The organism is Acinetobacter sp. YH12252 (genome assembly GCF_013417365.1).
GTDB lineage: Bacteria > Pseudomonadota > Gammaproteobacteria > Pseudomonadales > Moraxellaceae > Acinetobacter > Acinetobacter towneri.
Genome location: NZ_VPEA01000004.1, coordinates 151,824 through 166,754, shown reverse-complemented (window position 1 = coordinate 166,754; position 14,931 = coordinate 151,824). Strand labels below are relative to the sequence as shown.

General features: G+C 44.8%; 12 protein-coding genes. All 12 read left to right on the top strand.

Features of this window, described 5'->3' with window-relative positions; translation table 11 throughout:
• Positions 1 to 98 precede the first annotated feature (98 nt).
• The 12 genes from ubiE to FTV28_RS05845 all read left to right on the top strand — a co-directional run bounded on the left by ubiE (position 99) and on the right by FTV28_RS05845 (position 14,925).
• Positions 99 to 1,043, top strand: a complete 945-nt coding sequence (gene ubiE, locus FTV28_RS05900; protein ID WP_004975907.1) for a bifunctional demethylmenaquinone methyltransferase/2-methoxy-6-polyprenyl-1,4-benzoquinol methylase UbiE — start codon at positions 99 to 101, stop codon at positions 1,041 to 1,043.
• A gap of 11 nt (positions 1,044 to 1,054) precedes the next feature.
• Entirely contained in the window at positions 1,055 to 1,750 is a 696-nt protein-coding gene (locus FTV28_RS05895; RefSeq protein WP_004975904.1) for an SCP2 domain-containing protein, read from the top strand.
• A 13-nt stretch (positions 1,751 to 1,763) separates the two neighbouring features.
• Positions 1,764 to 3,383 carry an AarF/ABC1/UbiB kinase family protein gene (locus FTV28_RS05890; protein WP_096901336.1) on the top strand — a complete coding sequence of 540 codons (1,620 nt, stop codon included), beginning with the start codon at positions 1,764 to 1,766 and terminating at the stop codon, positions 3,381 to 3,383.
• A gap of 207 nt (positions 3,384 to 3,590) precedes the next feature.
• The gene (locus tag FTV28_RS05885) at positions 3,591 to 4,670 is read left to right on the top strand and encodes a patatin-like phospholipase family protein (protein WP_179989705.1); all 1,080 of its coding nucleotides are present in this window, start codon (positions 3,591 to 3,593) and stop codon (positions 4,668 to 4,670) included.
• Positions 4,671 to 4,796: 126 nt separating this feature from the next.
• Positions 4,797 to 5,579 carry a bifunctional phosphoribosyl-AMP cyclohydrolase/phosphoribosyl-ATP diphosphatase HisIE gene (gene hisIE, locus FTV28_RS05880; RefSeq protein ID WP_179989703.1) on the top strand — a complete coding sequence of 261 codons (783 nt, stop codon included), beginning with the start codon at positions 4,797 to 4,799 and terminating at the stop codon, positions 5,577 to 5,579.
• A 22-nt stretch (positions 5,580 to 5,601) separates the two neighbouring features.
• Positions 5,602 to 7,104 carry a UvrD-helicase domain-containing protein gene (locus FTV28_RS05875; RefSeq protein WP_179989701.1) on the top strand — a complete coding sequence of 501 codons (1,503 nt, stop codon included), beginning with the start codon at positions 5,602 to 5,604 and terminating at the stop codon, positions 7,102 to 7,104.
• A 16-nt stretch (positions 7,105 to 7,120) separates the two neighbouring features.
• Positions 7,121 to 8,494, top strand: coding sequence for an AAA family ATPase (locus FTV28_RS05870; protein WP_131261097.1), 1,374 nt, complete (start codon positions 7,121 to 7,123; stop codon positions 8,492 to 8,494).
• 607 nt (positions 8,495 to 9,101) lie between these two features.
• A complete protein-coding gene (locus tag FTV28_RS05865) occupies positions 9,102 to 11,939 on the top strand; it encodes a monovalent cation/H+ antiporter subunit A (RefSeq protein WP_096901338.1) in 2,838 nt (945 codons plus the stop codon).
• Between the two features lie 4 nt (positions 11,940 to 11,943).
• Positions 11,944 to 12,309, top strand: a complete 366-nt coding sequence (locus FTV28_RS05860; RefSeq protein ID WP_179989505.1) for a Na+/H+ antiporter subunit C — start codon at positions 11,944 to 11,946, stop codon at positions 12,307 to 12,309.
• Complete coding sequence (locus FTV28_RS05855) at positions 12,309 to 14,117, top strand: monovalent cation/H+ antiporter subunit D (protein WP_179989699.1); 1,809 nt, start codon at positions 12,309 to 12,311, stop codon at positions 14,115 to 14,117. The genes FTV28_RS05860 and FTV28_RS05855 overlap by 1 nt, the downstream gene beginning before the upstream one ends.
• Before the next feature lie 2 nt (positions 14,118 to 14,119).
• Entirely contained in the window at positions 14,120 to 14,653 is a 534-nt protein-coding gene (locus FTV28_RS05850) for a Na+/H+ antiporter subunit E (protein ID WP_004975882.1), read from the top strand.
• Positions 14,650 to 14,925: a monovalent cation/H+ antiporter subunit F gene (locus FTV28_RS05845; protein ID WP_004975880.1), complete on the top strand. Its 276-nt coding sequence runs from the start codon at positions 14,650 to 14,652 to the stop codon at positions 14,923 to 14,925. Before FTV28_RS05850 ends, FTV28_RS05845 begins: the two co-directional genes overlap by 4 nt.
• Positions 14,926 to 14,931: the final 6 nt, after the last annotated feature.

Genomic DNA, 14,931 nt, shown 5'->3' with positions numbered 1-14,931 from the left:
TCATAACAATTGCATGATGATTACTGTACAAGTGCTTAGAATCTGTCATCATGCATACACTGCAGCCTTAAGCCTTTTTATCCTGAGGAGTGACTCCAATGTCGAATGAAAATCAAACGCCTACCGCTACTCCCGAGTCGGCACAACCAACAGACAAAGTGAGTCCATTCTTAACCGAACCTCTACCGCAAGGCGCTCCACAAGGTCAGCAACAATCTTTAGAACAAAAATTAACGGATACACCTGTTACGGGTTCAGTGCCAAAATATAATTTGCCGCGCGGTGCCAACACAGGCAATGTCGGTGCAACCACACACTTCGGCTACCAAACCGTCAGCAGTGAAGATAAAGCCCAGAAAGTCGCAGAAGTCTTCCACTCGGTTGCAAGCAAATACGACATTATGAACGACTTAATGTCATTTGGTATTCACCGCTTATGGAAACGCTTTGCGATTAATATGTCAGGTGTACGTCGTGGTCAGCGCGTACTGGACATTGCAGGCGGTACGGGTGACTTAGCCAAAGTCTTTAGCCGTGAAGTTGGCCCTACAGGTCATGTGGTACTGTCAGATATTAACGAATCTATGCTGAATGTTGGCCGTGACCGTCTAATTGATGCAGGCTGTACCAATGTCGATTTCGTGCTGGCGAATGCCGAAACTTTAGAACCATTTGAAGACAACAGCTTTGACTTACTGACTATTTCATTTGGTTTACGTAACGTGACCGATAAAGATGCAGCTTTGGCAGCGATGTACCGCGTACTCAAGCCGGGTGGTCGTTTATTGATTTTAGAATTTTCAAAACCAGTATTTGAACCGTTCTCAAAACTCTACGATTTATATTCATTCACAGCATTGCCATTGATGGGTAAAATTGTCGCAAACGACTCAGAAAGCTACAAATACTTGGCTGAATCTATTCGTATGCACCCAGATCAACGCACTTTAAAAGGCATGATGGAACAGGCAGGCTTCCAAAACTGTGATTACCACAACCTGACTGGTGGTATTGTTGCCGTTCACCGTGGTTTTAAACTCTAAGGCGTACCGCAATGTGGTCAATTCTCGCCCTTGGTGCAGTTGAGAAACTGATTCATCATGTTATTGATTTGGATGCGATTACTCGCATCCAGCTCAACCAACTACACGGCAAAATGTTGCGTGTGGTGCTCGATTCGCCACAGCTTTCTGTAGATGTCTTTTTTGATGACAACAAAGTTCGTTTAGAACCTACTGCAACAGGTCACAGCGAGCAGCCTTCTATTTTTGAGCAACGCCCGTTTGATCAAGCGCAAAATATCAGCCCCGCAACGACCACTTTGCATGTTAAAAATGTGGTGCAATTGCTCAAACTGTTGCTATCCGATGAAGTGGGCAATATTCCCCTACAAGGTGACTATCATCTTTTACAAGATATTCAGCGCATTATGCAGCAGGCTGAACTAGACTTGGCCGCACATTTAAGCCCTTGGATTGGTCCTGCTTTGGCTCATGAAGTTGGCAAAATTCAGCTTGCACCCAAGCATTTAAAACGCAGTCTACACAGCCATTTGTTCTTTGCTGAAGATGCCCTAAAAGAAGACAGTGGTCTATTTGCCCCACGCTGGCAAATGGATGACTTACAACAAGACACGCGCATTTTTCAACAAAATTTAGACCGCGCCGAAGCCAAAATTCAACAGCTACAAGCGCAGCTTGATGCACAGCCAGATACCGCTTCTGACACCTTAAACTCCACTCAACCCTAGGGAATAAGTCTTTATGATTCCGCACGTTTCACGTTTACTCGAACTTTGGCGCATTGCCGCGCACTATAGACTCGACACGTTGTTTCCTGCGGAAGAACTACCAGAAAAGGCACGTCATGCGCTCAGTTTTATTCGCATGCACCCTGCGGCTTGGTCAAGTAAAGAACGTAAAAACCCGCTGAAGCTCAAAGAAGCTTTAGAAGAAATGGGACCATTGGCAATTAAACTTGGGCAATTGCTGTCTACGCGTCGTGACCTGATTCCGCCTGAAGTTTTACAGCAATTGGTGTTGCTACAAGACCGTGTCAAACCATTCGGTTCTGACGTGGCACAAATGCGAATTCAGCAATCGCTCAAGGCAGACATCAACACCCTGTTTGCCCGTTTTGATGAGCAACCTTTAGCAGCAGCCTCCATTGCGCAAGTCCATACCGCTGCCTTGCATGATGGTCGTGAAGTCGTCGTTAAAGTCACCCGTCCCGATATTCGCCAGCAAATTCTACAAGATTTTGAAATTCTGGAATGGCTCGGTGCAGCACTGGAAAAACGTCTGGAAGCGGCACGCGCTCTACATTTATCTGAAATTATTCAGGACTATCGTCAAATTATTCTCAACGAACTGGATTTGACCTTAGAAGCGGATAACACCCGCCGCATGCGTCACTACTTTACAGGCTCAAGCATGATGTACGTGCCTGAAGTCTATATGGACAGTAAAGATGTGATGGTGGCAGAGCGCATTACAGGTGTGCCAATTTCCGACACGGCAACCTTTGATCGTTTGGGGATGAATCGTGCCGATTTGGCAGAAAAAGGCCTCACGATTTTCTTTACCCAAGTGTTCCGTGACAACTTTTTCCATGCCGATATGCATCCTGGCAACGTCTTTGTGGAAACCATCAATCCGAATAATCCGCGTTTTATTGCGCTAGATTGTGCGATTATGGGCGAGCTGTCCAAGCATGACCAAATGACCGTAGCACGTATGTTGCTGGCGGTGATGAACAGCAACTTTATGCAGCTGATTCAAGTGGTACACCAAGCTGGCTGGATTCCACCGGGCACAGATCAAGATGCTCTCGCCCGTGAAATGCGCCGTACTGTCGGGCCAATGGTGTCTAAACCGATGCACGAATTGGACTTTGCAGGCATTCTGATTCAGGTCATGGATATTGCACGTCGTTTCCATTTGGAAATTCCACCGCAATTGATGCTACTCCTGAAAACATTGGTGCATGTTGAAGGCTTGGGCACAGACTTATATCCAGAACTGGATATCTGGAAACTGGCAAAACCAATTTTAACGGATTGGATTAAAGCCAATATGAATCCAGTCAAAAATGTCAAAGAAATTGGGCAGCAAATTCCCGACCTGTTACTGGGTGCGCAAGACTTACCAAGTTTAATGATTGACAGTTTAAATGGTTTAAAAAACCAATCGGCTTGGCATTCCAAACAATTGCATGAATTACAAAGCATGCGTCTACAAATGGAACATCAGCAAAAACGCAGCTGGATTTTTGGCAGCATTATGGCCATTTTCCTCTCCATTGCGATTATTGCACCGTGGTATGTCTCTATTGTTTTAATCGCGTTGGCAAGTTTCTTGGCGATTTGGCGTATAGCTAAATAAAGCCACATTGCTTGATAACAAACTGATTAGACGATAAAAAAATTAGAAAGCCTGTTTTAAAGCAGGCTTTTTTATCACGCTGATTTTCTCTAACTCATCCTAAAAACTACCGCATGACTCATCAGTCACCAAATGATGCCTCTCGCCATTGTTGCAAAAATCACCACGCCTACAATTAATGCACATTTGTAGCGTTATAGATCAAGCATGACTCAGCTTTTGCATAAACGTGCCCCTGCACTCAGTATTCGCGCAGGACATCTGGCACGCCAACTGATTGAACAAGAAGGCTTACATGCCCAACACGTCGATATTATTCCAGGTGCAGCAGGCGGCCCCAAAGGTATTGGCATTCAAGGCTTAGACCAAGCTATTTTTGGCGAGTTTTTTGCCCAAGCCCCAAAGCGTCGTACTGTGGTCGGTTCTTCAATTGGCAGTTGGCGCTTTGCCAGTATTTTGGCGTGGGGCGCAAAACAAGGCACTGAACGCCTGTCCGATTTATATACCAACTTGTATTTTCATAAAAAAATGTCGCGCCAAGAAGTCGCTGAGATTTGTCAAAATATGCTGTTTGAACTGATTCAGGGACAGCAACAACAACTGATTCAGCATCCTGACTATCACCTCACGGTCATTTCCGTCAAAGCTCAACATATTTTCCAAAGTGACCAAGCCTTGCCTTTGCTAGCATCTGTGGCTGGAATTATTGGTAGCAATGCCATTGCGCGCAAACATAACCGCTTATTTATGCAACGCGTCATCAGTCAACCTGCACAGGGGCAGCAGTTTATGGTAGAAGATGATTTTGTCACCCATTACCAAGCCCTGAATGAACAAAATGTCGCACCGTGGCTGCTCGCCTCAGCATCTATTCCAGGGGTCATGTCTGCCATTCGTGACATTCCTGATGCGCCTGTAGGCAGTTATCGGGATGGTGGCTTAATTGACTACCATTTAGACTTACCTTACCAAAGTCAAGGTATTGTGCTGTATCCACACTTTACTGACAGCATTACTCCGGGCTGGTTCGATAAAATGTTGAAAAACCGCAAGGCCAATCCTGAAAATCAGGCACGTACACTTTTGCTATCACCTTCGGCAGAATATTTAAGCAGCCTGCCTTTAGGCCGTTTGCCAGATCGTAAAGACTTCACTTTAAAAGGTCTAGATCAAGCGCAGCGAATTCGCTTATGGAAACAGTCCGTAGCAGAAAGCCAACGTTTGGGCGATGAATTCTTGGAAATGGTGGAAAAACAAAACTTCCCACAGTTTATGCAAACGCTTTGACAGCATAAATCTAGCAAGATAATTTAGGTAAATTGTCCTGAATCACGTACACTATAGGGACGATGCAAAATCGTGCGCTTAGAAAATGGCGTCCATACAATTTAAATTAATTTTGGTGAACAACTCATGAATAACTTGCAATGGCTCGATGAAGTAAAATTTAACGAACAAGGATTAGTGCCTGCCATTGCACAACATCATCAAACAGGACGTGTATTGATGGTGGCGTGGATGAACCGTGAAGCATTAGCACTGACTGCCGAAAAAAATCAGGCGGTGTATTTTTCACGCTCACGCAATAAATTGTGGCACAAAGGCGAAGAGTCTGGACACTTTCAAACCGTGCATGAGATTCGTCTGGACTGCGATGCCGATGTGATTATCCTGCAAATTGAACAACATGGTGGAATTGCTTGCCACACAGGGCGTGAATCTTGTTTCTATCGCAAACTCACCGCCAATGGTTGGGAAATTGTAGATGCACAACTGAAAGACCCGAATCAAATTTATAGTGAACAAACCGCCAATGCTCACACCTTAGCCATGAGCCAATCAAAGGCACAAGCCGAACAGGTCGAAGTTTTGGCTTATTTAGGGCAAATGATGAGCGAGCGCAAAACCGCTAATCCAGACTCGTCTTATGTAGCCAAGCTATGCCATAAAGGCTTGAATAAAATTTTGGAAAAAGTCGGTGAAGAAACGGTGGAAGCAATTATTGCCGCCAAAGATTTCAACACCGAAGCCAATGCCAACAACAAAAATGACCTGATTTATGAAGTGGCCGATTTATGGTTCCACAGCATTGTCATGTTGGGTTATTTCGATATTGAACCGCAAGTGGTACTGAATGAATTGGCTCGTCGTCAAGGTTTATCAGGCTTGGTTGAAAAAGCCAACCGTAGCCATTAACGCGAAAAGCCAACCCTGATCTGTGTCTGTAATCACCAAGCCTCGCCCGACCTATGAGCAAGCCACTGCTATAGATAATGCACGTCTGGGCAAATCTTTTAAAGTGATTGCCTATGCAGGTACAGGTAAAACCACGACCTTACAAATGATCAGTGATGCCATGCCAGAACGGCGTGGCATGTACTTGGCATTTAACAAAGCCATTGCCGCAGAAGCACAAAGTAAATTTCATCGTCAGGTCGATTGTCGTACTTTTCACTCGCTCGCTTATCGCAGCGTTCCACGTGGAGTCACCGACAAATTACGCCTGCCACGTTTAAGTCCAAGTTTTATTGCCAAAGAATATCGTTTAGAACCGATTACCCTTAGACGCATGATGGGCGGACGCTATGAAAAATATGTGTTGATGCCAAGCCGTTTAGCCAGCTTGGTAGCCAATGCCGTGAGTCATTTCTGCTCGACCAGTTCGCAATACCCTGCCCCACGACATTTACAAGCACCCGGTTGGTTGCATCCAGACGACATCGACACCTTACAAAAGCATCTTTATCCTGCGGTAGAACGACGCTGGCTGGAATCGATTGACCCAAATCATCAGGCAGGCATTGGACACGATATTTATCTGAAACTTTGGGCCTTGTCTGAACCGAACATCCCCGCCGATTATGTGTTGTTTGACGAAGCTCAAGATGCAGACCCGCTCATGCTGGGCATTTTACTCAAGCAACGTAATACTCAAGTGATTTATGTGGGCGATGCACATCAGCAAATCTATGCTTGGCGTGGTGCAATCAATGCCATGCAGCAATTGCCTTTGCCTGAATCACGGTTGACCACATCGTTCCGTTTTGGTGAAGAAATTGCGCTGACTGCCAATGCCATTTTAGGCGGGCTAAACGAAACCGTGCCACTCTTGGGCAATCCAGAATTACATTCCAAAGTGGTCAACAAACCGCATACCAAAATGCGCGACGCCATTTTATGCCGCACCAACGCCCGTGCCATGGAACTGCTACTGGCAGGTTTAGTGCATGGCGATAAAGTCAGTCTGCAAGCCGACCATGTGCGCTTAAACCGTTTTGTGGATGCTGCCGCAATGCTCAAACAAGGCAAACGTGTGACCGATGTTCCTGAATTGGCATGGTTTAACTCTTGGCATGATGTGCACGAATATTGTGAAACCAACGATGGCAGCGACATTAAGCCTTTGGTCAAACTGGTGGATGATCATGGTACTGATCCACTCAAACGGGCGTTGGCAAAAATCACCCCAATTGACCAAGCCGACTATATTATTTCGACAGCGCATAAAGCCAAAGGTTTAGAATGGAATCGGGTACATATTGAAGACGACTACCAATTTAAACTGAACGACAAAGAGCATAAAATTAGCGATGAAGAATTAAGATTACTGTATGTGGCATGCACACGTGCTAAAGTCAGTTTAAATATTCATCATATTTACGATTTGGTACAACAACTGAAAATAAAAATGCCGACATCGTTACGCAAAGCGGTGGGGTAATTGCAGCAGGTGCGCTATGAAAATTACATCGGTTCATTTCAGACACATCACCCATTTTGCAGACCTAAAACTCGAACTCAATTATCACGATCTTCCCATCACCCTTATTTTAGGAGACCAAAGTGCGGGGAAGACTTCGCTATTACGCTTTAGTTATCAGGCACTAACCTGGTTTGCTGCACGTTATAAAGATTTACGCACTGCGGGCTTGGTCATGCAAGATCAAGATATTATGCAAACGCGCTTACAAGCAAAAATTGATGTGTGTGTGGAGATTCCAGCAGAAATAGGCAGTTTGGCAGAATCAAGCAACACGCAAATTGAAAGCACCCAACATTGTGACTGGCAATTATATAAAACCCTGAATAGTAGCGGCGTAGGAGTAAGCAAAGCAGAAACCGCCAAGCTTGAAAAAATGGTGCAGCTCTATCAACACGCCATTAAACATGACCCGATGCAAGGTCTACCGCTGATTGCCTACTACCCTGCAGAACGCTTCGTGAATGAAGTTAATTTACTCAATAAAAATAATCCGCTGATTTTACAACCTGGACATGCCTACGAAATTGCTGCGATTCCATTCACGACATTTACTCGTTTTTTTGAATGGTTGCGGGAAATTTCCGATATTGAAAATGCCCAAAGTGCGCAGCTTTTACACAAGCTATATCAGCAACAACAAAGCGAACTCGCACAAACCCTGAATCAGTCCTTATTGCATGCCTATACCCAAATGCATGCACCGAGTTTACAAGCACTGAAAGATGCCTTACAAATCGTGCTGCCTGAAATTGAAGACCTATATCTACAACATCTGCCTAAATTACAACTCATGGTGCGCTGTCAGGGCAAAGATATGCTGTATCAGCAATTGTCGAACAGTCAGCGCAACTGGATTGCTCTGGTAGGCGATATTGTACGTCGCCTCTGTTTGCTAAACCCAAACAGTTTGTATCCGTGTCGCGAGGGAGATGGTATTTTGTTGATTGACCAGATTGATCATCAGCTCGATCAACAACAGGCCGCACAAATACTGACCCGTTTACATCAAGCTTTTCCGCGCTTACAAATTATTGCCACAGGCAACCGCAGCGAACTTTTGGAACAAGCGGAACGCTTTCAATGTTTAAAACTGGAACATCAACAGCTGCATCCCATCGCATGGCAAAGCTTACAACCGCAGTTTGCAGAAATTTATGCTGATGTGCTAGAAACCACTCACACGACAGAAGACGTCAGCCTACAAGAACAAAACCCAACACAATTAGGCACGGCTGAAATTTTGCAGCAGATTCAAAACCATTTAACTGCCGAACAAAAACAGGAATTGCTGCAACGCTTACAGCAATTGGATAGTGAGCCAACACCTGATCAATTGCCTGAATCTTAATTGCCGAAGTCTTTCAAGGCATACTTGGCCAAAAAGCAAGGAAATACTTTATCCCGCATATAACAGACGGTATATAATGACTTTGCTGTATGCAAAAAAAATTGATGTTGTTTTATTCATGTAATAAAATCAGATTAATTTTGAACTTTTATAGTAAAATCCGATTTTGCTGTAGTTTTTAAAGTTGCGCAATACAACTTTTTTTATACCTTGAATAGTGTCTATTGACCTTTCAAACACGGTGAATGCTGTAAAAATGCAGCAGATGCAGATCAACTTCATCCATAATTCAACTAGGTTGTAGATTGACGCATCTAAATATTTTTAACACAGCTTTAACCAAACCAAGCACAACCTTATTCGCTGCATCGTCAGCGAAAGATCAGCATATTTTTTGCTGCTTGAGCCGCCTAGCCATGTAAAATTATTTTTGCATGATCTTGTTTTGAGTTTAAGTTGCGACAATACGCTCATCAAAACAATAGACTACGTGTTTACTGACACGACTGATTGGCTTTCAAGATTGAATCTTTTGGATGGTGTGTTGCTGTCCTGTAATCCTTGGAAGATAAGATTCATCCTTTAGGTTTTCAACCTATTCACGACAATGGATATGAGTGTGCTACCGATTATTATATTGTTACCGTTAGTACTGGGCACAACCCTTGTCTCGTGGCTGAAACAATTTTCACGCGGGGTAACGGCTTTAGGGGCGATTGGCGTCAGTCTGAGCAGTCTTATTCTGCTCCTGACTCAAGCAAAAGCAGTCTTTAATGGCGAAACGATCATTCAAACATGGTCTTGGCTGCCACAGTTGGGGATTGATTTAAGCTTTCGTCTAGATGCGCTTGGTTTATTATTCTCCTTGCTGATCACGGGGATCGGCACACTCATTTTTATTTATGCCTATTATTATTTAAGTCCACAAAACTCGCTCAGTAAACTCTATGTTCTCCTCATGCTGTTTATGGCTGCCATGTTGGGAATTTCGCTCTCCAATAACCTGATTTTGTTGCTGACTTTTTGGGAACTGACCAGTATTTCCTCTTTCTTATTGGTGGGTTATTGGAGCAATTACGAGGCAGCACAACGCGGCTCACGTATGGCACTGACCATTACAGGCATGGGCGGACTCGCCATGCTCGGTGGTTTTGTGTTATTGGCGCAAATCACAGGCACCTATCAAATTGACCAAATCTTAATGATGACTGAACAAATTCAAAGTCATCATTTATTTGTACCAACTTTATTGCTGATTTTATTGGGTGCATTTACCAAAAGTGCGCAATTTCCGTTTCACTTCTGGCTACCCAATGCCATGGCTGCACCCACGCCTGTTTCTGCCTATCTACATTCGGCAACGATGGTCAAAGCAGGGATTTTCTTGCTGGCGCGCTTATTGCCAATTTTTGCAGGCGCAGCGTTATATCACAACCTAGTCACCTTTATTGGTCTATTTACCCTGTGTATGGCAGCATTCTTTGCCATTTTCAAAGAAGATTTAAAAGGCTTATTGGCGTATTCCACCATCAGTCATTTAGGTCTGATCATGTGCTTACTCGGCATTGGTTCACCGTTAGCAGTAGCTGCTGCAATTTTCCACATCATCAACCACGCCACCTTTAAAGCGGCCCTGTTTATGATTGCAGGAATTATCGACCACGAATCAGGCACACGTGATTTACGCAAACTTAGTGGCTTATGGCAACTATTACCCTTTACCGCCACCCTCACTATGATTACCGCGGCCTCTATGGCTGGCGTACCGTTGACCAACGGCTTTTTGTCCAAAGAAATGTTCTTCACTGAACTGGTAGCAAACTTATCTGGCCCTGTACTGTTGGTTTCTGCAATTGTTGCGACACTGGCGGGTATTTTTGCAGTGGCCTATTCAATACGTTTGGTACACGGCGTTTTCTTTGATGGTCCAATTGGTAAAGATGTCCCAAACAAAGAAGCTCACGAACCTCCGTTTGGCATGCGTGCACCCGCAACTTTATTGGCTGTTTTATGTATTTTAGTCGGCTTGATGCCTGCCTTATTGGTCGAGCATATTGTCAATAGCACGACTCGTGCCAGTACCCAACTGTCGCAGTTTGAAGGCACACATCTGGCAATTTGGCATGGCTTTAATCTTCCCCTGCTGATGAGTGTTATTGCACTGCTTGGCGGGATCATTTTCTATTTCTCGCTCGCCAAAGGTGGAAAAATCCGTGAAATTGACCTCGACCCACATTTAGGTCAATTCCAAGGCAAACTGCTGTTTGAATTATTCTTAAAACATTTGCTACAAGTTTCACGCAAAATCAAACGTAAAACCGAAAATGGTTCACTGCAAAGCTATTTGGTGTGGATCATTGCTTTTACGGTATTCATGGTCGCGCTACCATTATTCAATCAGGGATTAACAACTGGCACACGTGAACTCACACATGCGCCTATGATTGCCATTGTTTTATGGTTATTGCTGTTCTCTGCCTGCTGGATGATGCTGTGGTTCCACCATGAGCGCATCAAAGCTGTCTTAATCAGCGGTGCAGTTGGCTTGGTCGTCACCATGATGTTTGTCGGACTGTCTGCTCCCGACTTGGCACAAACTCAAATCACGGTTGATGTCGTCACCACTGTTTTATTGCTGATGAGTCTATCGCTGCTCCCACAATTGACCCCGTATGAATCTAGCCGTTCACGTCGTTGGCGAGATGCCTTCATTGCGATTGGTGGCGGCATTGGTATCGGCTGGATTGCGTGGCTGGTTATGACTCGCGACCACAATTCAATTTCATGGTTCTTTAATCAGCAATCCATTCCACTCGGTGGCGGAACCAACGTGGTCAACGTCATTTTGGTGGACTTCCGTGGTTTCGATACCTTTGGTGAAATTACCGTCTTGGGCATTGCTGCGATTGGTACGCTGTGTTTAATGGATGGTATGCGTGCGCACGGCACTATCATGACCCAAGGTTTAACCTATCGCTTTAATCCTTCACCGTTGATGCTGCGGATTACCGCCTCATGGATTTTACCTATCGCCCTTGTGGTCAGCCTGTATATTTTCTTGCGCGGTCATAACTTACCAGGCGGTGGCTTTATTGCGGGCTTAATTACCGCAATGGCGTTGATCATCCAATACATTGCGCTTGGTCAAGACCACACCGAACAAATGCTCAAAGCTAAATCTGGACGTTTATACGAAATCTGGATTGGCGTGGGTTTAAGTATTGCAGGTCTGACAGGACTTGCCGCATGGTTCTGGGGACGTCCATTCCTCACCAGCGCACATATTTATGTCAATCCTCCGATTATTGGTGAAATGCACCTCGCTTCGGCTGCCTTATTTGATGTAGGCGTGTATGTCACGGTGGTTGGTGCGGTAATGTTGATGATTTCTGTCTTGGGCGACTCACGTCACTCAGGCATGTCTGGCCCACTTCCAAAGGAGTAATGCAATGATTAGTATTGAGTTTTTAATTGCGTCTGCCATTGGAATGTTAGTCGCGACAGGAATCTATTTAATTTTACGTGCCCGTACCTTTCCTGTGGTACTGGGCTTGGCCATGATTGGCTATGCGGTCAATATCTTCTTATTCAGTATGGGGCGTATTCAATTAAATGCACCTGCTATTTTGACCGAAGCCAGTAAAACCAGTGACCCACTCCCACAAGCTTTGGTTTTAACAGCCATTGTCATTGGTTTTGCTACCACTGCCTTTATTGTGCAATTGGCACTGCGCAGTCGCTATGAAACCGGTAGTGACCATGTCGATGCCAAAGAAGAACATCCACTGCTTGACCCACGTGAGGATGAGCCATAATGACTGATTTCCTCCAATTTTGGCTACAGCATTCACCTATTTTTAGCATCCTGATTCCAACCTTTACCGCATTTATTTTAGTGCTATTAGGCAATCCGGGCTTTGGTTCACTCTCACATGACTGGCGTCAGCCATGGCGTCGTGGCATTAGCTATCTTTCTGCCACACTCGGTTTAGTCACTGCAATTAGCTATTTAATTCAAGTCAGCAGTGGGCAAATTATTATTTATAATTTGAGCGAATGGGCCGCCCCGTTTGGCATTATTTTAGTGCTAGATCAACTGTCTGCCCTCATGTTGGTACTGACTTATTCACTTGCCTTGCCATTACTGTGGTTTTCCAGCAAAAAATGGGATGAACGTGGTCGCTATTTTCATACCATGGTGCATTTCCTACTCATGGGACTTTGCGGTGCATTCCTCACAGGCGACTTATTTAACCTGTTCGTATTTTTTGAAATCTTGTTGCTCGCCTCGTATGTGTTGTTATTGCACGGTCAAGGCAAAGCACGTTTTCAACTCGGGATTCATTACGTCACCATCAACCTGTTGGCCTCTGCCCTGTTCCTAATTGGTTTGGGGATGATTTACGGCAGTGTCGGCAGTTTAAACATGACCGATGTGGCACGTCTTATTCCGCTACTCGATGCTGATGCACATAAAATTGCGGTGGCAGGTGGCTTACTGCTATTTGTGGTATTTGGTATTAAAGCCGCTATGCTTCCTGTCGGTTTCTGGCTTCCTAAAACCTATGCCGTGGCGACAACCCCTGTGGCAGCCTTATTCACCATCATGACCAAAGTGGGTGTGTATGCCATTTTGCGGGTCAATGGAACCGTATTTGATGATGCACTGAGCCATAAAATCCTACAAGACTGGTTGCTGCCGATTGGTCTAATTACCTCACTGTATGGGGTCATTGGCGCAATTGGTGCAGAGCGCTTACGTCGTTTTGTCGGTTTTATGGTGCTGTCTTCGATTGGTACGATCCTGATCGCCATTTCGATGCTGAACACACAGGCATGGTCAGCCGCACTGTATTACTTAGTACACAGTACCTTAATTGCAGCGGCTTTCTATTTGCTGTGTGGCTGGATTACCTCACAACGTGGCGCATTTAAAGATCACTTCAATATTGCCCCGCAAATGAAGCAACACAAAGTACTGGCAATCACATACTTCATGATTGCCTTAATGATGGCAGGTTTGCCACCGTTTAGTGGCTTTTTGGGCAAGGTCTTTATTTTGCAAGCCACCGCCAATATGGCACATCAAGGCTGGATTATTGGCATTATTCTCTTGGTCAGCTTGCTGAGTATTATTGCATTCACCCGTGTCGGCTTTATTTTATTTTGGCGCGCGACCAAACCTGAAGATGATGCGCAAACTGAAGCCTATTATGAATATCAGGCACTACCTGCGATTGCACCGCCCCGTAATGACCGTGTCATTTATTTTCTCCTAACGGGTTTAGTGCTGTACGTGGTATTTGCCAATCCAATTCAACAATATATGCTGAATACTGCACAGCAGATTCAACATAATGCGGCCTATGAAGCACTGATTCTGAAAAAAGACCGTGCTGCAAATGTGATTAGCGTACAACCTTATGATCCATTGTACTTACCTCAAACCAAGTACGGTGGCGAAGCAATTGACACCAATGCACATTTAATTCCCTATGTGATTGATCCAAACACCTTGGAAGGCGAGCATATTTCTGACTATAAACAACGTCAGATTCAACAGCAAAATCGTGAGGAAGCACAGCAACCTAGCGATACTCAACTCAAACCTGCGGAGCCCTAAACATGCAAAAAACGAGACCAAAAACTTCGTTTTGGGATAACCTGCTGCCACACCCGTTTGTATCTGTCTTGGTGGCACTGAGTTGGCTGATGTTGGCGCATAGTGTTTCTGCAGGGAATCTGTTGATGGCACTGGTCTTGGCGCTCTTGATTCCCAAACTGATCCAGCCCTTTATTGCGCGTACACCAGACATCAACTGGACTGCAGCCATTCGCTTATTCTTCGTGGTGGTCTGGGATATTATGATTTGTAATATTCGTGTCGCAAAACTGGTACTTGGCCCAACAGACCGTATGCAGCCAAAATGGTTCCGTGTCCCTCTCGAAACACAACACGAACAGGTCAACAGTATTTTGGCGATGATCATTACCACCACACCAGGCACGGTTACAGCAGGTATTGACCAAGACCGTGGCGATATTTTGGTGCATGCCTTAAACACTGCAGATGAAAGTGTAGATATTCAAGACATCAAAAATCGTTATGAAAAACCGCTGATTGAAATTTTTGGTGCACAGTCAGGAGAAAAGCAATGATGATTCTGCCTTATGCACTTGGAATCTGCATGGTTGCGATTACGCTGTCCATGTTTATGTGCCTATATCGCCTGATTATTGGCCCTTCAATTGTAGACCGCCTGTTGGCCTTGGATACCTTGTTTTTAAATGCGACCTGCTTGGTGGTGGTTCTGGGTATCTATTGGACCAGTACCTCATTATTTGAAGGTGCGTTATTGGTGGCGATGCTAGGCTTTGTGTCTACTGCAGCACTGGCGCGTTACTTCACCAGTGGTCATGTGATTGATTAAGGAGAA